We start from the raw sequence: 21753 nt of genomic DNA, 5'->3' as shown, positions 1-21753 counted from the left end.
CTTATCCTTATGATTTTTCAAGTTACGGTATTGTTATTGTTATTATTCTTATAAATGACGCTTAAGCCGACTTTTTAACCGGTAAGTTTTGTTAATGCAATATGGTATCTGCAATTGAAATTTTATCTAACTGAAGCTTTAATAGCTGCGCCGCAGGATCTTTGGGGCATTGCTCAACAAAGTATTGGTAATCATCATAGGCGACTTTAAAACAATCAAGTTGATGTAATAAAAAGCCACGGTCGCGACGTTCAAAGGGATCATTTGGATTCAGTGCCAATAACATATCCACACATTTGAGTGCGTTATCGTAAGCCTGTTCTCGTATAAAAGCCGCTTTTAGACTGGTGATATGTTCAAGCACTAGGCTTTCTTGTTTCATTATGTCTAGGGTGATTTCAAATGGGTCACCTGAAATTTCACTCATGCGAGTATCAAGCTCGTGCCAATTTAGCGACTCACCGGTAACAGGATCAAGAATAATGGCATAACTGTCATCACAAATAATTCTTAACATGGCTTTTTCTGGGACAAAAACAATGTCAGTCTGACAATCACAAGCATTAGCTACATAAGCAATAAGTACCGATTTTAAGATAGGTGAAACCAGTTTATGCGTTAACGCTGATGACACCTGATATGACATTACTGGCCAATTTTGCTGCTGTTTATCAATAAAAAGTTGATCAATAAACAAAGCATTAATCAATATCTCAGCACGTTCAATGGGATCTTTGATTTCATCAGTTTCACTTTGGCAATAACCCACTAGGTCATCCAGTTCACTTTGAATAGCCGTTTTTTTACCAAAAATAAACTCTTCTATTAATAAAAAAGTTTGTAATAGTTCATTTTCTTCAGATTTAATTTCTGATAACAATAAATCGTTCATGCATACTCTATTAGTGTTTAATACTTATACCAATGCCAATAAGTTTCTTCCCACTTAGCGAGATTTAAAAGGCTTAGAGCATTGGTTGCAGAAAATGGTCCTTCAATTTTTAAAATCAATAACGCAGACTGTAAGCCTTTAAAAATAAACCTTTCGGATTTTTCCAGTGCTTTGATAACTGCCTGTAATTCCCTACATATTGAATAATCATATGAAAAATCAAACTTTTCATCAAACAGCTAACAAGCTCTGAATAGCCACTAACTTAATGGATTTGGTAATGATTTTAGCCGCTTATAAGCCAGCTAAAAATACGGATTCCTTGCTTATGGCGATACGAACAATCAGCATTATCCAACCTATTGCGCCCAAAAAACCAATAATTTGCATGGCACGATTTCGCGCCAATTTCAGGGTGTAGTAACCGGTAAAAATATAAGCCAACACGGCAACCAGTTTTTCGGCAAACCAGAGTTGTTCTACTGGATTTATCGCTAACTGAATCCATAACGCGACCCCAAGACCCAGTAATAAGGTATCGATAATATGTGGGGCAATTCTCAACCATTTCAAGGTTAATTTATTTGAATTAGCTAAGGTTAAGGCAAAACGAAAAGTAAAAAGTAAAACACTGATCATCGCAATGGTCATATGTAAATTTTTAAGCATGGTAACTCCGTTAAGTTTCTTTTTTAGTGTTGTGCTTTATGCAGAGTAACAAGCCCAAGTAACTCGGTCATTGTGATTGTAATCTTTAATTGTTTGGATTTCGCTATAAGCTAAATCTGCTAGAATTTTTTGCACCATTTTGCTTTGTTCAAAGCCATGTTCAATATACAGAAAGCCACCCGGTTTTAAAAAGTTAACTGCATGGTGAGCAATAACTTTAATATCAGCTAAGCCATTATCCGCAGCAACTAATGCGGTTTTAGGCTCATACCTGACATCCCCTTCATTAAGGTGATAATCATGTTCATCGATATACGGAGGATTGCTGACGATAATGTCAAAGCGCTTATCATCAGCGATCTGATTAAACCAATCACTTTGATAAATGTTAACTTGTGTTAGCGCTAAGTTGTCGGCGTTAACCTTGGCGAGCGCAACGGCCTCATCGCTATAATCTACTGCTTCTATTTGCCATTGAGGTCGCTCTGAGGCTAAAGCTAGGGCAATAGCACCTGTACCTGTGCCTAAATCCAAACAACTTAGTCCTGCTGCTTGATGATGAGTTAACACCAATTCAACTAGCACTTCAGTATCTGGGCGCGGAATTAAAGTCGCAGGTGAAACTTGCAGTGGTAATGACCAAAACTCACGTAATTTAACAATATAGGCGATAGGTTCGCCCTGAACTCTGCGCAACATCAATTCAGCCAATTGCTTTGCTTGGCTGGTAGATAACTTATGTTCTGGCCAAGTTAATAAAAAACTTCTTGGCTTTTCTATAACAAAGCAAATCAGTATCTCAGTATCTAATTTGCTGCTATCTGAGTGAGGCAACAAAAGTTGTTGACCAAAAGCGGTTAATTTAGCCAAGGTCATCGATGATAAGTTTTCAACCGACAACCTTTGTGCTACAACTGATGCACTCACTAATGTTGCTCAGCAAGCTCTGCTAATAAATCAGCCTGACTTTCTTGCATAATGGGCTCTAGTACTAAGTGTAAATTACCTTCCATGATTTCGTTTAAACGATAAAGTGTCAGGTTGATACGATGATCACTCATGCGCCCCTGTGGGAAGTTATAGGTACGAATTCGCTCAGAACGATCACCACTAGCCACTAAGTTACGACGAGAAGACTCTTCTTCACTTCGGCGTTTTTCATCTTCTATTTGTTGTAAACGAGCTTGTAATACTGACATCGCTTGGGCACGGTTTTTGTGCTGTGAGCGCTGATCTTGACATTCAACTGCCACGCCACTTGGAATATGGGTAATACGAATTGCTGAGTCGGTTTTGTTAACGTGTTGTCCACCCGCACCCGAGGCACGGAAAGTATCTACTTTTAAGTCAGCTTTATTGATTTCAATAGCTTGTGACTCTGGAATTTCTGGCATCACAACCACAGTACAAGCAGAAGTATGCACACGCCCTTGTGATTCAGTTTCAGGCACACGTTGCACTCTGTGACCGCCAGACTCATATTTCATCTGACCGTAAACACCAACACCGTTAACTTTAACAATAATTTCTTTATAACCGCCTTGCTCACTTTCGTTGGAGTTCATCAATTCGATTTTCCAACCTTGCTTTTCAGCATAACGGCTATACATACGAAATAAGTCACCGGCAAAAATAGCAGCTTCATCACCGCCAGCTCCAGCGCGAATTTCAACAAAACAGTTATTATCGTCTTTTGGATCACGAGGCAATAATAAAACTTGCAATTCCTCAGTCATTCTTTCTACCAATTTCTTCGCCGACTTAAACTCTTCTTGCGCCATTTCACGCATATCAGGGTCTTCATCTTTAAGCATTTCTTCTGCCGCGGCAAAATCATTCTCGGCATCTTGAAAGCGATGAAAGGCTGAGGTTACAACTTCTAATTGTGAAAATTCTTTTGATAATGCCTGAAACTTTTCTTGATTAGCAATAGTTTCAGGATCAGACAATAACGCTTGTACTTCTTCAAAGCGTTCGACAAGTATCTCAAGTTTTTGGTAAACAGATTTATTCATTAAATGATCTTATATAGTCAATAATTGATGAATTACCCGCGCATTATATTCGACTATGCAGGTAATTTATACTAAATAGGTATGCAAGCGAGCAGTATAAAGAGCTTAGCTAAGAGTTTCAACGGCTGTGAAGGTAGCGAAAGGTAAATTATTGCCAGCTTAAATTAAAGACTCTGTAAACTCAGTGGCTAATCTTGATGGTCAATATCAAAAATATCGCGTAAGTAAATAAGCCGGTCTAACTCTCCACCTTGTGCGGCCGATTGAATGGCACTGGTGGGTGCATGCATAAACTTATTGGTTAGCTTAGTGGCAAGCTCAGCAATTACCGCTTCAGGTTTTTTATTTGTCGCTAGTTGTTGCATGGCTCTTTCAAGCAGTTGGTCACGATTTTCTAAACACTGTTTACGATATGAAATCACCGTATCTTGGGTATTTAAACCACGTAGCCATGACATAAAAACAGATGACTGTTCAGTAACAATACCTTCGGCTAATACCGCTTCTTTACGGCGATTATTTAAATTTTTTGCAATAATATTTTGTAAGTCATCAACAGTGTAGAGAAATACGTCTTCAAGATCTGAAACCTGCTCTTCAATATCACGAGGAACAGCTAAATCGACCATAAACATTGGTCGATGCTTTCTTTTCAGTAAAGCCTTTTCCACCATACCTTTACCTATAATGGGTAAAGTACTACCGGTAGAACTGATGACAATATCAGCACTAGACATCATTTCTGGAATTTGTGCGAGCGTTATAACATCGGCACCAAATTTCTTTGCCATGTTTTCAGCGCGACTTAAGGTACGATTTGCCACCGTAATATGGCCAACATTATTTTCATATAAGTGTTTAGCCACTAATTCAATAGTTTCCCCAGCCCCCACTAGCAGAACACGGGTTTTATCTAAACTGGCAAAAATATGTTTTGCTAGGTTAACCGCAGCAAAAGCAACAGAAACCGCACTTGCCCCTATTTCGGTGTCGGTTCGCACTTGCTTAGCGACACCAAAAGTACGTTGAAAAAGCCGGTCCATCACTAACGCCATAGAACCGGCCGCTTTAGCTTGTTTATAGGCTTGTTTCATTTGCCCTAATATTTGTGGCTCACCCAGTACCAAAGAATCTAAACCACAAGCAACACGCATCATATGATTAACGGCTTGTTGATCTTGATGCCAATATAAACTTGGCGTTATGGTAGACGCAGGAACATTGTGGTGTTGTACTAACCAACGCACTAAACGCTCTTGCGTCAAGGTAATGTCACCTTCTTGAACGATATAAAGCTCGGTTCGATTACAAGTAGATAAAATCGCGGCTTCTTTACAATCTACTGAATGAATCAGTTCCTGCAAGGCCGAACTCAAGTTATCAGGGTTAAATGATATTTTTTCCCTAATGGCCACTGGAGCGGTTTTATGATTGATACCTAATGCAACTATCGACATATGAATATATTGAGTCCAAAAAATGTTAATGGCCGGCAGTGTCTGCGGCGGATGACTATTATCTTACGGCTGATTATACGCTTGTAATGACTATTCGGCGCAATTATCAGTTAGATATTGAAAAAAACCTATGATCTGAGATAAAAAATCGCGATAATTTTACGTAAAATCGCCTTAAATTGAAAGCATGCCGTTATATGTTTTTGTTATTTGTTGTTTCTCTTGATGAAGCAAAGCTTATTTAATTTATTCAGCTTAGGAATGCTATGTATAATATACGACTCATTACGCTATTTTTTGTCAGTCTATTAAGTGCTTGTTCTAGCATCAACGACATACCTGTAGAGAATAATCAAAAAAATCTAGATATTGCCACACGCAACCAACAAGTATCACAGCTGAATAGCTGGACCATAGTGGGGAAAATAGCTTTTATCGATAGTCAAAATCGCCAAAGTGCGTCATTGCACTGGCAAAAAAATGCCGTTGATCAAACCGAGTCGTTAAATTTATCGACCTTATTTGGCATTAAGGTCTTAGCACTTACTCGACAGCAAGATAACTTTGTTTTAGAAGTTGACGGTAATCTTTATAATACGGCAGATTTAGACCATTTAATCTATACACTTACCGATTTAGATTTACCGACGCGTGCCATGAGCCATTGGCTGAAAGGGTTAGCTTTTTTACCTACAGATAAGGTAGATTACCATATCAAAACTCAACTTCCACAGTCTTTAATCAGTCATTATAACAATAAAAACTGGCTGATAAAGTACAGTAAATATCATCACATTGGCCCATTTCAATTAGCTAAACAGCTAACAATTATTCAAGGCGATTTACGGATAAAAATTGTCATTCATTCATGGAAAGTTTAACGAGGTTATCGTGAATAAGCAGCCATTTATTGTATTTAAGTCACCAGCCAAGCTCAATTTGTTTTTACATATTGTCGGTAGAATGGATAACGGTTATCACCAACTAGAAACTGTTTTTCAGTTTTTAGATTACCACGACACTATCGCCTTACGGATCACAGCAGATAAAGCCATAACGCTACTGACGCCGATTCCCGGCGTAAACAATAACAACAATTTAATCATCAAAGCTGCACGACTATTGCAAAACTATAGCGGGTGTCAGCAAGGGGTGGATATTAAGTTAGAAAAATTATTACCTATGGGCGGTGGCTTGGGCGGCGGTTCATCAAATGCCGCAACTGTGCTACTGGCACTCAATGCACTTTGGCAAACAAAGCTGACGATTAAACAACTTGCGGAACTTGGCATAACCTTGGGTGCTGACGTACCCATTTTCATTCATGGTTTTGCCGCATTTGCCCAAGGCATTGGCGAACAACTGACCCCCGCCGCACCAAAAACTTATTGGTATTTAGTTTCTAAACCCGATTGCAGCATTTCTACTGCCAGTGTTTTTACCGCAAAAGATTTAACTCGAGATACGCCCACTATACGTTACAGCGACGATGATATAGAGAATTATCATAATGATTGCCAAACTTGGGTAATAAAAAACTACCCCGAGGTTGCCAAACTACTGGCTTGGTTGATAGAATACGCACCGTCCCAAATGACTGGCACTGGTGCGTGTGTTTTTTCACGTTTTAGCTCCAAACAAGACGCGTGCTACGTGCAATCCTTACTGCCAAACGGTATAGAATCATTCGTAGCCGAAGGACTCAATCAATCGCCCTTACATGCTGCAATTGCGGCAGTAAACGACAATTAAGTTCGGATAAAATTAATATAAATGCCATTAAAACTGGCAAAAATACAATAATTTGCTGATATTTAACTCACCGTTTTATTCAGTATCGTAATTTAAATGTCAAAAGTTTCTAAGGAACTCGCCGTGCCTGACATGAAGATCTTTGCGGGTAATGCCACCCCTGAACTGGCCAAACAAATCGCTAATCGCTTATACATCACCTTAGGCGAAGCCAAGATTGGCAGTTTTAGTGATGGTGAAATTAGTGTTGAAATTACCGAAAACGTACGTGGTGCGGATGTTTTTATTATTCAATCAACATGTGCCCCTACCAACGATAACTTAATGGAACTAATCGTGATGATTGATGCGCTACGTCGTGCATCAGCTGGACGTATTACCGCTGTTATGCCTTACTTTGGTTATGCTCGTCAAGACCGTCGCGTTCGTAGTGCTCGTGTCCCCATTACCGCAAAAGTTGTTGCTGACTTCTTATCAAGTGTAGGTGTTGACCGTGTTTTAACGGTTGATTTACACGCAGAACAAATTCAAGGCTTTTTTGATGTACCTGTGGATAACGTTTTCGGTACGCCTATCTTATTAGAAGATATGCTAGCGCGTAACATTGAAAATCCAGTGATAGTTTCACCTGATATTGGCGGTGTTGTTCGTGCACGTGCCGTAGCTAAATTATTAGATGATGCAGATCTTGCTATTATCGATAAACGTCGTCCTAAAGCAAACATTGCGCAAGTAATGCACATCATTGGTGATGTTAAAGGTCGTGACTGTTTTATTGTTGATGATATGATTGATACTGGTGGTACATTGGCAAAAGCGGCTGAAGCATTAAAAGAACACGGTGCTAAACGCGTATTTGCTTATGCAACTCATCCAGTATTTTCTGGTAATGCCGCTGAGAATATAAAAAATTCAGTGATTGATGAAGTTGTTGTTACCGACTCAATTCCACTGTCAGATGAAATTAAAGCGCTAGGTAAAGTTCGTCAACTTACCTTAAGTGGCATGTTGTCGGAAGCTATTCGTCGAGTATGTAACGAAGAATCTATTTCTGCGATGTTTGATGCTTAAGCGTTAATCAAAAAATATCATTCAAAAAAAGCACCCTTAGGTGCTTTTTTTATTGTTATAAATCGAAAGCCTTTACTAATAACAGCCTTACCTTTAAAAATAAGATAAGTAATGGATTTCGATTCATTGGAGTGTTATCATGCTGCGCCTTTTTTAGCTAATTACGCTTGGATAGTACTTCACTAGTTAATCGCTAATTAACCGTCAAAAAAGGAACAGGTTGCTTTTGGTCGCAAAAAGCAACGACCTTTAATTATTAAATAATGGATATAACCCATGACTGATTTATTTACATTGGATGCTGAAGTACGTACAGATTTAGGGAAAGGTGCGAGCCGCCGCCTACGTCACGCGAGCAAAGTTCCAGCGATTTTATACGGTGAAGGCCAAGAGCCTGTTTCTTTAACGTTAGCGCACAAAAATGTTTTTCGTGCCCAACAAGAAGAAGCATTTTACTCTCACGTTTTAACTATCAACGTTGACGGCAAGCCTGTTGAGTGTCTTTTAAAAGACATGCAACGTCACCCGTTTAAACAACTTGTAATGCATTTAGATTTTTTACGTATCGATGCAACGCATGCTGTGCAAGTTAATGCTCCAATTCATTTCCTTAATGAAGATGCAGCAGAAAAATTAGGTGGCACGATTGCTCATCTAATGAATGAAATAGCAATTACATGTTTACCTGCTGACATTCCTGAGTTTATTGAAATTGATGTTGCTAATTTAGCTGTTGGTGAAACAATACATTTATCAAATGTTACTTTCCCTACAGGCGTTACATCTGACGAATTAGCTAAAGGCGAAAGCCATGATCAAGCCGTTGTTACTGTGAACGCTCCTAAAGTTCCCAATGCCGACAGCGAAGCAGCTGAAGATGCAGCTAAGTAATAGTTAACTTTACTTATGATGAACAAGCTTAAAGGGAGATGTTTTTATAACATGCCCTTTAAGCTTTTTAGTTTTAAATGCACTTGAATTTATTGACCTTAAGTTTAATAACAAGAGTAGATAATTAGATGGCGATTCAATTAGTAGTCGGCTTAGGAAATCCAGGTTCCGAATACAGTAAAACCCGTCATAATGCTGGTGATTGGTTCGTTCAAGAGCTTGCTGCACGTAGCAACATTTCACTGAAGCCAGAAAAAAAATACGCTGGCCTATACGGTAAGGGCTTAATTGCTGGGCAATTAGTTCATCTTCTCATTCCTACTACTTTTATGAATTGTAGTGGTAAAGCCGTAGCACCTTTAGCCAATTTTTTTCGTATACCTGTTGAAAGCATTCTTGTTGCTCACGATGAGCTAGATATGTTACCTGGCGTTTGTAAAATCAAACAAGGTGGCGGCCACGGTGGCCACAACGGCTTACGTGATATCATTTCATGCTTGGCTAATAATAAAGAATTTTATCGATTACGCATTGGTATTGATCATCCAGGTCATCGTGATCGCGTTACTGGGCATGTGCTTGGCAAAGCGCCTGCCAATGAACAAAACTTAATTGACCAAGCGATAGACGAAGCTGCGCGCTGTTTTGAAATTTGGCAAACAGACGACATTAAAAAAGCACAAAATCGTCTACATTCTTTTAAAGCGCAATAAAGGTTATTGCGTCAACATAATAGGTAAACATCATGGGATTTAAATGTGGTATTGTTGGCTTGCCCAACGTAGGTAAATCAACGCTTTTCAATGCGTTAACTAAAGCAGGTATTGAGGCAGCAAACTTCCCCTTTTGTACAATCGAGCCTAATACGGGTGTTGTACCTGTACCCGACCCACGCTTAGACGCATTAACAAAGATAGTAAAGCCAGAGCGTGTATTAGCAACCACCATGGAATTTGTTGATATTGCAGGCTTAGTGGCTGGCGCTTCAAAAGGTGAAGGTTTAGGTAACAAGTTTTTAGCTAATATTCGTGAAACTGATGCCATTGGCCATGTTGTTCGTTGTTTTGACAATGACAACATTATTCATGTTGCTAATAAAGTTAGTCCAATTGATGATATTGAAGTGATCAATACTGAATTAGCCTTATCTGATATGGACACCGCAGAACGCGCTATCTTTCGTTTAGCTAAAAAAGCTAAAGGTGGCGATCAAGATGCTAAATTTGAAATGCCAGTCTTGGAAAAAATACTAAAGCATGTAGAAGATGGTGAAATGATCCGTTCTTTAGTCTTAACTAAAGAAGAAAAAGCCGCCGTTGCTTATTTAAACTTTTTAACCATCAAGCCAACGATGTATATCGCCAATGTTAATGATGATGGTTTTGAAAATAACCCTTATCTTGACCAAGTGCAGAAAATTGCTGATTCCGAAGGTGCCATTGTGGTAGCGGTTTGTGCTGAAATTGAAAGCGAACTATCTGAAATGGATGATGAAGACCGTGTTGAATTTATGGCTGAAATGGGCTTAGAAGAGCCTGGCCTAAATCGTGTTATCAATGCGGGTTATTCTTTACTTCACTTGCAAACCTATTTTACCGCTGGTGTAAAAGAAGTAAGAGCTTGGACAGTGAAGCAAGATGCTACCGCACCACAAGCGGCTGGTGTTATTCACACTGATTTTGAAAAAGGCTTTATCCGTGCGGAAGTAGTTGCCTATAATGATTTTATCGAGTTTAACGGTGAGTCTGGTGCGAAAGAGGCTGGTAAGTGGCGCTTAGAAGGTAAAGAGTATCGTGTTAAAGATGGTGACGTGGTGCATTTCAGGTTTAATGTTTAATGTTTAATGTTTAATTTTTAATTTTTAATTAAAGTTTAATCGACCCAATAAAAGAGAGCTTAGGCTCTCTTTTATTTTCTCCCATAACCTAGCATTTAATTTGTTTAAAGTTAACGCTAGCTCAGTGCTATTAAATAATAGCGCTTGTCATTGTCATCATCCTCAAACATTAAAATATAATTCAGTTATACCCATTAAATTAATTAAGTGGACTACTTGTTCATACAGAAAAATGGATGAATTATATAACACAGTAGTTTTTCATTTTAACCATTAAAAATGAATAGGTCATTAATCAATTTGGTATTAGATAGCCGTTTCACCTCAAGGAGTGGTTGCAGAGCTAAGCTAGGAAATCAGATTAAAGCGCAATGGCCTATATAGATAGAAACTGCAACTTACATAAATGTACTAATGGCCTAGAGCCATGGATAGCCGAGAACGGCTAAGAACGGCGAGATAATTATCAGTCGGTATCTTGCCTATATACATGTCGGTACTTAGCTTTAACCTTTAATCTGGAACAATAAACATCTGCCGTGAGGATTATTCACTGCGCGCAACAAGATCATAAACTTAATAAAACAGGTATGACTCTTTTTCGACTTACTGAAATTAACCAACAAAATAAAAAAATTTGGTTTTAAAGCCAACTTAGTCACTCAATAAGACAATAAAACATAAAACGTTTAGCAAAAGTTTAGTGAGCATTAAAAAAATCTCGTGGTGAAAGCTAGCGAGGAAGTTATTAAATAGCCATGATAAGTAAAATTATTAAACTAGCTTACGATTAGCTTTATCTTTTTGGGCTATTTCTGTGCAGATATCCGACAAATTGCACAGCGATTAGCCAAACAAGAAAAAAGTCTTATTTTTTGATAAAAAACGGTTGACGTAAGGCGATCAGATTTGCATAATACGCGCCACTTGCTTAGAGGCGAGATGGAAAGGCTACATAGCTCAGCTGGTTAGAGCACATCACTCATAATGATGGGGTCCCAGGTTCAAATCCCGGTGTAGCCACCACTTTCCACTCTTAGTAAGAAACAGAAGAAATGCGGGTTTGGCGGAATTGGTAGACGCGCTGGATTTAGGTTCCAGTATCGAAAGATGTGAGAGTTCAAGTCTCTTGACCCGTACCATTCTACTAATAAGTATCATCATGATAGTTATTAGGAAGTAAGTAACATTGTTGGGGTATAGCCAAGCGGTAAGGCAGCGGGTTTTGATCCCGTCATTCTGAGGTTCAAATCCTCATACCCCAGCCACTTTCTTTTACGTTATTTGAAAGTTCGTCAATGTTTCTCACTTAAATCTAAAAGTATCCAGTTGGGGTATAGCCAAGCGGTAAGGCAGCGGGTTTTGATCCCGTCATTCTGAGGTTCAAATCCTCATACCCCAGCCACTTTCTTTTATGTTAACTGTTTTATAATTTCAATTTATTGAGATTACTACCTGAATATGCGGGAGTGGCGGAATTGGTAGACGCGCTGGATTTAGGTTCCAGTATCGCAAGATGTGAGAGTTCGAGTCTCTCCTTCCGCACCAATTCTACCTGTCAATTTTTATATCCTCTTCTCTACAGTAGTCACAATTAAAATCACGCCTATAACACTACCTATACACCTGTTATTGTTCCGCATAAAAAATACGCTTTAACTTTACATCTAAGCTGATTTTTCACTTTTGGCTCACTTTCAAAATATATACGCTTGCTAATATACTGCTCATTTCTCCTCATTAAAAAATGCACTACTGTGTTATTTATTTAATCACTATCGCTGCATGAATTCGTTTATTAAACCTTGCAGGCGCCTATTGTCCTGAACAAGGCATTATTAAAAGAAATGCCTTGTCTTTGGCCGTTTTCCCTGTGAATAAAGTAGAGCAGGTAACTAAAGAAACGGATACAAGATATTAAATTAACGCTATAAACCACAAGCATAAGCTAAGGCTTTATTTTTCAAGTTTGGCACTTTATTTACCATCATTAAGCCAGCATTTCGGGCAAGCTTGACTAAAGGGGATACATGGCCAAATGACAAATACAATGCATCCATCGTAGTCATCATTAATAAATTGTCCGTTCTTCTTTTTTGTTGATAACGCGATAAAACTTCTGGTTGATGCCATAACTCGCCGTTACCGATAGCTTTTGCAATAACATGCTGTAAGGCTTTAACATCTTTAAAGCCTAAATTAACCCCTTGTCCTGCCATAGGATTAATCGTGTGTGCCGCGTCGCCTATTAACAGCACTCGGCCTTTCTGATATTGATTCGCATGTCGCCGTGTCAGGGGAAATGACGCTTTATTAATGATAGCTACTTTTCCTAAACACTTTGGAAAGTGCTGCATTATCTCTTGCGCTAGAGTGTCATGGGATAATGCTGATAAGCGCTTTATTTCATCTTTATTATGATACCAAACCAATGAGGCACAGTTCCCTGACATAGGGAGCATGGCAATGGGGCCTGTTTGAAAAAACTGTTGCCAAGTTATATCTTGTTGTGGCTTTTCTGTCTCGACATTGATTAACAGAGCAGATTGGGCATAGTCCCAACCTGTGGTGCCAATATTCACCAGTTTACGGACATAAGAACTCGGACCATCGGCACCAATAACTACTTTAGCCTTTATCGTGCCTGACGATAAAGTTAGCTCAACGTCTGTTGGGCTTTGCTCAAGTTTAATTAAGGTTTCAGGACACAACAAAGTAATATTGCTGTGTTGCTGCATTTGTTGCCATAAAGAAAGTTGTATTAACCTATTTTCAACAATGTGGCCTAAATGCGTTTGCTCAATATCTTTGGCATTAAACTCGGTGTAGCTGCGCTCAATCTCCCATACGCCAAGGCGTTTATAGGGGCACACTCGCCATTTTTCCAATTGCTGCCAAGCACTTAATTGCTTTAACAATTGCTCTGAGGCTAAGGAAATCGCTGAAACCCTCAAGTCAAAGGCTTGTTCAAAAGAAAAATTTTCTGGCACACTTTTTTCAATAATGGCCACACTTAATCCTAACTCAGCCAGTGATAAAGCACTTGCCGCACCTACCATGCCACCACCAACAACAACACAATCAAACTGATTCATCATGATTTTTACAACTTTATGAACGTTAGGTTATTCTACCCAACCTGATATATTAATTCGATGTTTATGTGCCCGATGATGCAACAATACCTATATCACTCATTTTCTAATTATTTAAGCTTGTATTCGTAACTCACGACTCGATTATTTATTTGGTCGTTTTACCCGCAGATAAAGTAGACCCTCAGATGAGTGAAACGGGTAAAACTCAAGTAAACACTAGCAAAAAACGCACAAACACGTGCTTAAAGGTCAAACTAAGCGCTTTAAAATTTAGATGATTAACATCGCTAAACTAAAAAATTAAAACTATTTTTAACCAAGATATTTCTAAGCTAGCATCATAGGCAAAGAAAGAGTAAAATGTGCCTCCTTAAATTCTCTAGCAAAAACTAGAATCAATTCATAGAAAAGATTAGGCGCGAATCAATGAGTAAAAAGCTATATATCAAAACTTGGGGCTGTCAAATGAACGAGTATGACTCGCAGAAAATGGCTGAACTTTTAGACTCTACCCATGGCTTTGAATTAGCCGAAGCAGCAGAAGATGCTGATGTTATATTACTTAACACCTGCTCTATCCGTGAAAAAGCACAAGAAAAAGTGTTTCATCAGTTAGGTCGCTGGAAAAATCTCAAAGTAAAAAATCCTGATTTAATCATAGGTGTTGGTGGTTGTGTTGCTTCACAAGAAGGCGATGCTATTCGTCAACGTGCCCCATATGTTGATATGGTCTTTGGTCCACAAACCTTGCACCGTTTACCTGAAATGATCCAAAAAGTTACCGGTAACAAAGGTCATGTTGTTGATGTGAGCTTTCCAGAGATTGAAAAATTTGACCGTTTACCTGAGCCAAAAGCTGATGGCGCTACTGCCTTTGTTTCTATTATGGAAGGTTGTAGTAAATATTGTACCTTCTGTGTAGTACCTTATACCCGTGGTGAAGAAGTCAGTCGTCCGCTTGATGATGTCTTATATGAAATTGCTCAACTTGCCGAACAAGGTGTACGCGAAGTCAATTTACTTGGCCAGAATGTTAACGGTTATCGCGGCGATTCGCATGATGGTAGTATTTGTCGTTTTTCTGAACTGTTACGTCTAGTCGCTACCATTGACGGTATTGACCGTATTCGCTATACCACATCACATCCAATCGAATTTACTGATGACATTATTGATGTTTACGCTGATGTGCCTGAGCTTGTTAGTCATTTACATTTACCCGTGCAAAGTGGTTCAGACCGCATATTAACGCAAATGAAGCGTGGCCATACCGCTTTAGAGTACAAGTCTCAAATCCGTAAATTGAAAAAAGTTCGACCTGATATTTGCATGTCATCTGACTTTATTATTGGTTTTCCAGGTGAAACTGATGCTGATTTTGAAGCTACTATGAACTTAATTAAAGCAGTAGATTTTGATTTAAGTTTCAGCTTTATTTACAGTGCTCGCCCAGGTACGCCTGCGGCCGATATGGTTGATGACATTAGTGATGAAACTAAAAAGCAACGTTTGCAAATATTGCAAGACCGTATTAGTCAACAAGCACTTCAAATTGCACGTCATATGCTTGATACCGAGCAACGTATTCTAGTTGAAGGTCCGTCAAAGAAAAATCCAATGGAATTGCGTGGCCGAACAGAAAACAATCGTATCGTGAACTTTGTTGCTCCACATACCGTTATTGGCCAATTTGTTGATGTCAAAATTACGGATGTTTATGCCAACTCGTTACGTGGTGAATTGATTCGCCAAGAAAGTGAGATGGGTTTACGTATCGCCCATTCGCCCGCTGACATTTTGGCTAACAACCATCACCAAGCAGAAAAAAATCTAGTGAATGAGTTAGGGGTAGCCACCTTTACGCCTTAAGCCATTATTATTCATAAAAGTAAATATTAAGGGCAAATCATTATTTGCCCTTTTAACATCTTACTTCAAAAACTTGGGAGCAGCAATTGAGTAAAAACACCAGTATAACTTTTGAACTATCTCCAGCCGATAATAATCGTCTGGCCAATTTGTGTGGCGCTATAGACGACAACCTTAAGACAATAGAACGTCGAATGGGCGTTGAGATCAGCTACAGAAGCCATGAGTTTAAAGTTACCGGTAAAAGTGTCAATGCAGAAGCTGTGAAGCAAGTTTTGATCAATCTTTACCTTGAAACTGAAACCGTTAAAGGTAAATCAAAGGCAATTACCGCTAAAATTCTGCACTTAGCCATTGTAGAAGCCGGAGTGTTAGAAGCCACACCAAGCAAGCTTGATGCTAAATACGACGATATGGTGACCATAAAAACCAAACGTGGCATGGTCAAGCCACGTAACGAAAGCCAGCAAAGTTATGTCCAAAATGTTATTACCAATGATATCAGCTTTGGTGTTGGTGTTGCCGGTACAGGTAAAACGTACCTAGCGGTGGCCTGTGCTGTTGATGCTTTAGAGCGTCAAGAAGTCAGACGCATATTACTGACTCGCCCAGCCGTAGAAGCGGGTGAAAAGCTCGGGTTTTTACCCGGTGATTTATCGCAAAAAGTCGACCCATATCTACGTCCGTTATACGATGCGCTATTTGAAATGCTTGGTTTTGAGAAAGTTGAAAAGCTGATTGAGCGTAATGTTATCGAAGTGGCTCCATTGGCCTACATGCGCGGTAGAACATTAAATGATGCCTTTATTATTCTTGATGAAAGTCAAAATACTACCGTAGAACAAATGAAAATGTTCTTAACCCGTATCGGCTTTAACTCACGCGCCGTGATCACAGGTGACATAACTCAAGTAGATTTACCACGCGGACAAAAATCTGGCTTACGTCATGCTATTGAAGTATTAGTGGATATACCTGGAGTTAGTTTTAACTTCTTTCAAGCAAAAGATGTGGTACGCCACCCTGTTGTCGGTCATATAGTTGAAGCTTATGAAGCGTTTGAACAAAAAGAGCAACGCTTAAAAGCAGAAAAACAACAAGCGCGCGAACAACAGCAAAAATCAGAAGCCTTAGCCGCTAAAAGCGAAAGCAAACATGGCGAATAACACGGCGAATATTATCGTCGATTTACAATTGGCTTGTGGTGATAAGGCGGTACCTAAACTCAGTGACTTTCAATGTTGGACTGAGGCCGCGCTAGCGCCATATGAAAAATCATTTGAACTTACCATTAGATTGGTCAATAGTGATGAAGGCCGTCAGCTTAATCATCAATATCGAGGCAAAGACAAAGCCACCAATGTTTTATCATTTCCATTTGAAGTACCTGATGGCATTGAACTGGATTTATTAGGTGATCTTATTATTTGCGTTGATGTTGTTGAGCAAGAAGCCGCAGAACAAAACAAATCTATCAATGCCCATTGGGCGCATATGGTTGTACATGGCTGCTTACATTTATTAGGCTTTGATCATATTGACGATGATGAAGCAGAAGAAATGGAAGCACTTGAAACAAAAATAATTACCGGTTTGGGCATTGCTGCACCTTATGAAATACAGTAGCGGGCTCATTGATGAATTCGCTTAGTATAAATATCAAAGCATTATTTGATCTCTCTCAATAAAATAGTTACTGAAGAGAATAAGCAACAATTTAGTACTTGAAATTAACTACGATCGGTTACAGACTAGTCGGACAGTTAAATAGTACTAAATTCAACTAACAAGGAATTAAAAAGGCTCTATGAGCGACGACCAACCCCACTCTAGTAACGGTTCTTCAAATAAGTCAATTTTGACTAAAATTATGCAAATATTTACTGGAGAACCGAGAAGCAAAGAGCAACTAGTCAATGCATTAAATGATGCTGAAAACCATGAATTCATCAACCCTGAAATCAAGCAAATGATCGAAGGCGTACTCGAAGTATCTGATATGCGAGTACGTGATATTATGATCCCTCGCTCACAAATGATCACTTTAGATATTAATGATCCGCTAGAGAAATCACTCGCCATTATAGTGGATTCTGGACATTCAAGATTTCCCGTGATTAATGATGATATTGACGACGTTGAAGGCATCTTATTAGCGAAGGATTTACTCGCTTACGGCTTTAGCCAATTCGATGAAGCATTCACGATTGCACAAATTATTCGTCCAGCCATTATTGTTCCTGAGAGTAAAAAAGTTGATCCACTATTAAAAGAGTTTCGCCAACAGCGTTATCATATGGCGATTGTCGTTGATGAATACGGTGGTGTTTCAGGTGTGGTGACTATTGAAGATATTCTAGAGTTGATCGTCGGTGAAATTGAAGACGAAACCGATGATGCCATGGAAGAAGATATTAAATATCTTGCTGGCCAAGTTTATCAAGTAAAGTCACTTACCGATCTTAACGACTTTAATAATTACTTTAATTTTCAATTTAATGAACGTGATGCCGATACCATAGGGGGTATTGTCACACAACACTTTGGTCATATGCCGAAAAAAGGTGAAAAAACCACTATCAATAAAGTTATATTTAAAGTCACGGCTGCCGACAACCGTCGTATTCAAACCTTGCAAATTACCGTACCAAAAGAGCATGTAGTTGCAGGTAAAGTAGCTGATTAACACTTTATGCTAAATAAATTCTTTAGACGAATTCACAACAAAATCATTAATAAAGACAATAGCCTCAGTTTTTTGCTGGGGCTTGCATTAGTCTTGTGCTATGCACCATTTTCTTATTATTGGCTAATGGCGATACTATTACCCACTTGGCTATATTCGCTACAAGGCAAATCTGCTAGATCGGCAGCCAAACAAGGTTTTATTTTTGCCTTTGGTTGGTTTTCTGCTGGCATCAGTTGGGTACATGTCAGTATCGACCAGTTTGGTGGTTTACCGCTAATTGTGTCGATATTATTAATGGTGGCGCTGTGTGTATATTTAGCGCTATTTCTCGCCCTTGCCTGCTATTTAGCTGCCCGCTTTTCCTATCAACAAAAACTTAATCTTTGGCTTTTATTACCCTTTTGGCTACTTGCCGAGTTCTTACGTGGCGTATTACTCACTGGCTTCCCTTGGTTAACTTTAGGTTATAGTCAGATTGACAGTCCTTTGGCTGTGTTTGCCCCTATCATTGGTGAGAAAGGTATCAGCGCCCTAGTGATTACCCTCGGCATTGCCATAGTTTATATTGTTAAACAGCGTAAACCTTGGCGACATCTTGCCTTACTTATCGCCATTAGTGTTGCAAGCTTAGCCTTACAGAATAAAGTTTGGGTGTCAGCAACGGGTCAGTCTGTTAACACTGTGATGGTACAAGGCAATATCGAACAAGCAGTAAAATGGTCGCCAGAGTTAACTTGGCCAACCATGTTAACCTACTTAGATCTAACCCGGAAAAATTATCCTGCTGATATTGTTATTTGGCCAGAATCAGCCATCACCGCAATAGAGCCAAATGACCAAGCGCAAGATTTCTTACAGATAGCACAAAAATCAGCCTTATTGAATAATAGCGCTATTATTTCCGGTATTATTGATTACAACATCAATAGCAGAAACTATTACAATAATTTAATCGTACTGGGTAAAAAATTACAGAGTGACAGTCAAGGAAGTTATCAATATAACAATCAGAATCGTTATGCCAAGCATCACTTACTGCCCATAGGTGAATTTGTGCCCTTTGCTGATTGGTTAAGACCACTAGCGGCGATTTTTAATTTGCCGATGTCGTCTTTTAGTCGTGGTGAATATGTGCAAAAAAACCTGGTTGCTAATGGTTATTACTTACTGCCACTGATCTGCTTTGAAGTCGCTTTTGCAGAGCAACTTAGCGCTAATTTTTCTAACCAAACTGATTTACTCTTAACCGTGAGTAATGATGCTTGGTTTGGTGATTCACATGGCCCACACCAACACTTAGAAATTGTTAGAATGCGTGCGCTGGAGTTTGGCCGACCTTTCTTGCGGGCAACCAACAATGGCATTACCGCTGTTATTGACCATCAAGGTCATATTCTTAAAAAAATCCCACAATTTGAACAAGCCGTACTGAGCAGCCAAATAGCTTTAGTAACTGGACTAACACCTTATGCGCGCTACACGCGTGTTATCGACTTTGTTATTCCTTTATTACTTTTATTACTAGCGGTTATACGCCGTCTGCAATATAGAGCCAAATCATAAAACCTTAACAGCCGTGCTTATGACGCAGACTTTTATAACAAAAAAAAGGTGTTAATAAGCCCTACCACAAGCAAAAAAAGTTAATCGTCAATAGTGCTAGCGACTTAAAACCTAAACTAAGGTTATGATTTTATCTTATTATCCTTTCAGAGCCTTTAGGCATTTTTCTCCTAAAAAGCTCGGTCTCCATAGATAAAACAGCTAAAGTTTTCATTATTTTTCATGTTAGTATTTAGTGATAATAAAAAGGTACATTAAGGGAATACAATGATTAGACTATCCACCTCAATAAAATCGGCAATACTCATCGCAACATTGAGCCCAGCCCTAGTGTTGGCAAAAACTACGTTAATTACCAATATTCAAGGCTATACCATAACGGGCAGCGAGCTAGAAAGCTTCGCTGCTATTGCATTTACTGATGACAAAATCGATAAAATATATTCAGCAACAGACACGCTACCAAGCACAAAAAATTTCACCGTGATTGATGGTAAAGGAAAAACCTTAATCCCAGGTTTGATTGATTCACATGGGCACATTTTAAACTACGGTTTAAGCCTATTACGCGCAGATTTAGTCAACTCTGCTTCAGAGCAAGACGCTGTTAATAAGACCTTAGCATACGCCAAAGCCAACGCAGGGCTGACATGGATACAAGGTCGTGGCTGGAACCAAACCCAATGGCCAAGCAATGCCTTCCCTAATGCAGAGAGTTTAGACAAGCACTTTATCGAGCAACCGGTCTGGCTTGAACGTGTTGATGGTCATGCCGGCTGGGCAAATTCCAAAGCGATGGCGCTGGCGGGCATCACAAAAGATACAGTATCACCAGAAGGCGGTGAGATTATTAAAGATAAGAATGGCCTACCTACAGGGGTTTTTATCGATAATGCCATGGCACTCATTAATGACAGTATTGCGCCTTTAACCATCAAGCAGCAAAAACAAGTATTGGTCAAGGCGATGGACTCGCTTGCCAGTTATGGCCTTACTAGCGTGCATGACGCTGGTATTGACACGGATAACCTTAATGCTTTTAAAGAACTCAGCCAAGAACAAGCGATGAGTATTCGCGTTAATGCTATGTTGTATTTACCGTCGGCTAAGTGGCAACAAACTTTAGCTAACGGTCAATATCGCAGTAAAGACGATATGTTAACCTTTAATAGCGTTAAAATTCAAACCGATGGTGCCTTAGGCAGTCGCGGTGCGGCATTAATTGAAGATTATTCTGACCACCCAGGTCATAAAGGCTTACTGCTAAATACCCCAAAAGAATTTGAAAATTTAGTTAATACTTCAATGCGCCAAGGCTATCAAGTCAATAGTCATGCCATTGGTGACAATGCGAATAAACTGGTACTTGATACCTACGAAAAACAGATCAAAACAACTAATACCAAAGCATTACGTCACCGTGTTGAACACGCACAAGTATTACGACTTGAAGATATACCACGTTTTGCAGCGCTAGATCTTATTGCTGCCATGCAAGCAACCCACGCGACCAGTGATAAAAATATGGCACAAAACCGACTTGGGTCAAGCAGAATGTTAGGCGCCTATGCCTGGAGAAAGTTACTCGATGCTGAGGTAATGATTGCGGCTGGTTCTGATTTTCCAGTTGAATCACCCAATCCATTTTTTGGTCTACATGCCTCAATTACTCGTCAAGATCATACCAATAGTCCTGAAGGTGGTTGGTTTGCTGATCAGAAAATGACACCGCTAGAAGCTTTTAGAAGTTTTACCTTAGATGCTGCCTATGCTGGCCATCAAGAAAACATCATTGGCAGCTTAACCAAAGGCAAGAAAGCTGATTTTGTTTTACTCGACAATAATTTATTTACCATGCCTGAGCAAAATATCTGGCAAATATCGGTGGATGAAACTTGGGTAAATGGCAATTTGGTCTATCAAAAATAGTGGCTATTATCACAATAACAA

The 21753-nt window shown here is 39.2% G+C and carries 18 protein-coding genes and 5 tRNA genes; 17 read left to right on the top strand and 6 right to left on the bottom strand.

Features of this window, described 5'->3' with window-relative positions; genetic code table 11:
- Positions 1-91: 91 nt before the first annotated feature.
- From H4J46_RS05000 to hemA, 5 genes are all read right to left on the bottom strand, one after another.
- Entirely contained in the window at positions 92-892 is an 801-nt protein-coding gene (locus tag H4J46_RS05000) for a tetratricopeptide repeat protein (RefSeq protein ID WP_182232404.1), read from the bottom strand.
- A gap of 294 nt (positions 893-1186) precedes the next feature.
- Positions 1187-1561 carry a SirB2 family protein gene (locus H4J46_RS04995; protein ID WP_182232403.1) on the bottom strand — a complete coding sequence of 125 codons (375 nt, stop codon included), beginning with the start codon at positions 1559-1561 and terminating at the stop codon, positions 1187-1189.
- Between the two features lie 36 nt (positions 1562-1597).
- Positions 1598-2437 (bottom strand): peptide chain release factor N(5)-glutamine methyltransferase, encoded by an 840-nt coding sequence (prmC, locus tag H4J46_RS04990; protein ID WP_182232525.1) that lies wholly within the window; start codon positions 2435-2437, stop codon positions 1598-1600.
- Between the two features lie 50 nt (positions 2438-2487).
- On the bottom strand, positions 2488-3576 hold the full coding sequence (prfA, locus tag H4J46_RS04985; protein WP_182232402.1) for a peptide chain release factor 1: 1089 nt from the start codon (positions 3574-3576) through the stop codon (positions 2488-2490).
- A 188-nt stretch (positions 3577-3764) separates the two neighbouring features.
- On the bottom strand, positions 3765-5033 hold the full coding sequence (gene hemA / locus H4J46_RS04980; RefSeq protein ID WP_182232401.1) for a glutamyl-tRNA reductase: 1269 nt from the start codon (positions 5031-5033) through the stop codon (positions 3765-3767).
- A 266-nt stretch (positions 5034-5299) separates the two neighbouring features.
- Between hemA and lolB the strand changes: the two genes are divergently transcribed.
- The 11 genes from lolB to H4J46_RS04925 all read left to right on the top strand — a co-directional run bounded on the left by lolB (position 5300) and on the right by H4J46_RS04925 (position 12132).
- Positions 5300-5914: a lipoprotein insertase outer membrane protein LolB gene (gene lolB, locus H4J46_RS04975; RefSeq protein WP_182232400.1), complete on the top strand. Its 615-nt coding sequence runs from the start codon at positions 5300-5302 to the stop codon at positions 5912-5914.
- A 10-nt stretch (positions 5915-5924) separates the two neighbouring features.
- Positions 5925-6785 (top strand): 4-(cytidine 5'-diphospho)-2-C-methyl-D-erythritol kinase, encoded by an 861-nt coding sequence (ispE, locus tag H4J46_RS04970; protein ID WP_310650207.1) that lies wholly within the window; start codon positions 5925-5927, stop codon positions 6783-6785.
- 123 nt (positions 6786-6908) lie between these two features.
- Positions 6909-7856 carry a ribose-phosphate pyrophosphokinase gene (locus H4J46_RS04965; protein WP_182138118.1) on the top strand — a complete coding sequence of 316 codons (948 nt, stop codon included), beginning with the start codon at positions 6909-6911 and terminating at the stop codon, positions 7854-7856.
- Between the two features lie 276 nt (positions 7857-8132).
- Positions 8133-8747 (top strand): 50S ribosomal protein L25/general stress protein Ctc, encoded by a 615-nt coding sequence (locus H4J46_RS04960; protein WP_182232399.1) that lies wholly within the window; start codon positions 8133-8135, stop codon positions 8745-8747.
- A gap of 128 nt (positions 8748-8875) precedes the next feature.
- The gene (gene pth / locus H4J46_RS04955; RefSeq protein ID WP_182232398.1) at positions 8876-9460 is read left to right on the top strand and encodes an aminoacyl-tRNA hydrolase; all 585 of its coding nucleotides are present in this window, start codon (positions 8876-8878) and stop codon (positions 9458-9460) included.
- A gap of 32 nt (positions 9461-9492) precedes the next feature.
- On the top strand, positions 9493-10584 hold the full coding sequence (gene ychF / locus H4J46_RS04950) for a redox-regulated ATPase YchF (RefSeq protein WP_182232397.1): 1092 nt from the start codon (positions 9493-9495) through the stop codon (positions 10582-10584).
- Positions 10585-11533: 949 nt separating this feature from the next.
- Positions 11534-11610 (top strand) — tRNA-Met (locus tag H4J46_RS04945).
- Between the two features lie 31 nt (positions 11611-11641).
- Positions 11642-11726 (top strand) — tRNA-Leu (locus H4J46_RS04940).
- A gap of 51 nt (positions 11727-11777) precedes the next feature.
- Positions 11778-11852: transfer RNA gene (locus tag H4J46_RS04935), tRNA-Gln, on the top strand.
- 62 nt (positions 11853-11914) lie between these two features.
- Positions 11915-11989: transfer RNA gene (locus H4J46_RS04930), tRNA-Gln, on the top strand.
- Between the two features lie 58 nt (positions 11990-12047).
- Positions 12048-12132 (top strand) — tRNA-Leu (locus tag H4J46_RS04925).
- Positions 12133-12512: 380 nt separating this feature from the next.
- Here H4J46_RS04925 and H4J46_RS04920 read toward each other — a convergent pair.
- On the bottom strand, positions 12513-13679 hold the full coding sequence (locus H4J46_RS04920; protein WP_182232523.1) for an FAD-dependent oxidoreductase: 1167 nt from the start codon (positions 13677-13679) through the stop codon (positions 12513-12515).
- 429 nt (positions 13680-14108) lie between these two features.
- Here H4J46_RS04920 and miaB point away from each other — a divergent pair, with 429 nt between their 5' ends.
- The 6 genes from miaB (at position 14109) to H4J46_RS04890 (ending at position 21732) form a co-directional block, all read left to right on the top strand.
- Positions 14109-15551: a tRNA (N6-isopentenyl adenosine(37)-C2)-methylthiotransferase MiaB gene (miaB, locus tag H4J46_RS04915; protein WP_182232396.1), complete on the top strand. Its 1443-nt coding sequence runs from the start codon at positions 14109-14111 to the stop codon at positions 15549-15551.
- An 86-nt stretch (positions 15552-15637) separates the two neighbouring features.
- Positions 15638-16717, top strand: a complete 1080-nt coding sequence (locus tag H4J46_RS04910; protein WP_182232395.1) for a PhoH family protein — start codon at positions 15638-15640, stop codon at positions 16715-16717.
- A complete protein-coding gene (ybeY, locus tag H4J46_RS04905) occupies positions 16707-17177 on the top strand; it encodes an rRNA maturation RNase YbeY (RefSeq protein WP_182232394.1) in 471 nt (156 codons plus the stop codon). The genes H4J46_RS04910 and ybeY overlap by 11 nt, the downstream gene beginning before the upstream one ends.
- A gap of 181 nt (positions 17178-17358) precedes the next feature.
- Positions 17359-18237 carry an HlyC/CorC family transporter gene (locus H4J46_RS04900; RefSeq protein WP_182232393.1) on the top strand — a complete coding sequence of 293 codons (879 nt, stop codon included), beginning with the start codon at positions 17359-17361 and terminating at the stop codon, positions 18235-18237.
- A 6-nt stretch (positions 18238-18243) separates the two neighbouring features.
- Positions 18244-19803 carry an apolipoprotein N-acyltransferase gene (lnt, locus tag H4J46_RS04895; protein ID WP_182232392.1) on the top strand — a complete coding sequence of 520 codons (1560 nt, stop codon included), beginning with the start codon at positions 18244-18246 and terminating at the stop codon, positions 19801-19803.
- 267 nt (positions 19804-20070) lie between these two features.
- On the top strand, positions 20071-21732 hold the full coding sequence (locus H4J46_RS04890) for an amidohydrolase (RefSeq protein ID WP_182232391.1): 1662 nt from the start codon (positions 20071-20073) through the stop codon (positions 21730-21732).
- Positions 21733-21753 lie beyond the last annotated feature (21 nt).

It is taken from the genome of Colwellia sp. MB02u-6 (genome assembly GCF_014077095.1).
Taxonomy (GTDB): Bacteria; Pseudomonadota; Gammaproteobacteria; order Enterobacterales; family Alteromonadaceae; genus Cognaticolwellia.
Note: the sequence above shows the minus strand (reverse complement) of the source record. Positions and strands in the feature narration are given on the sequence as shown.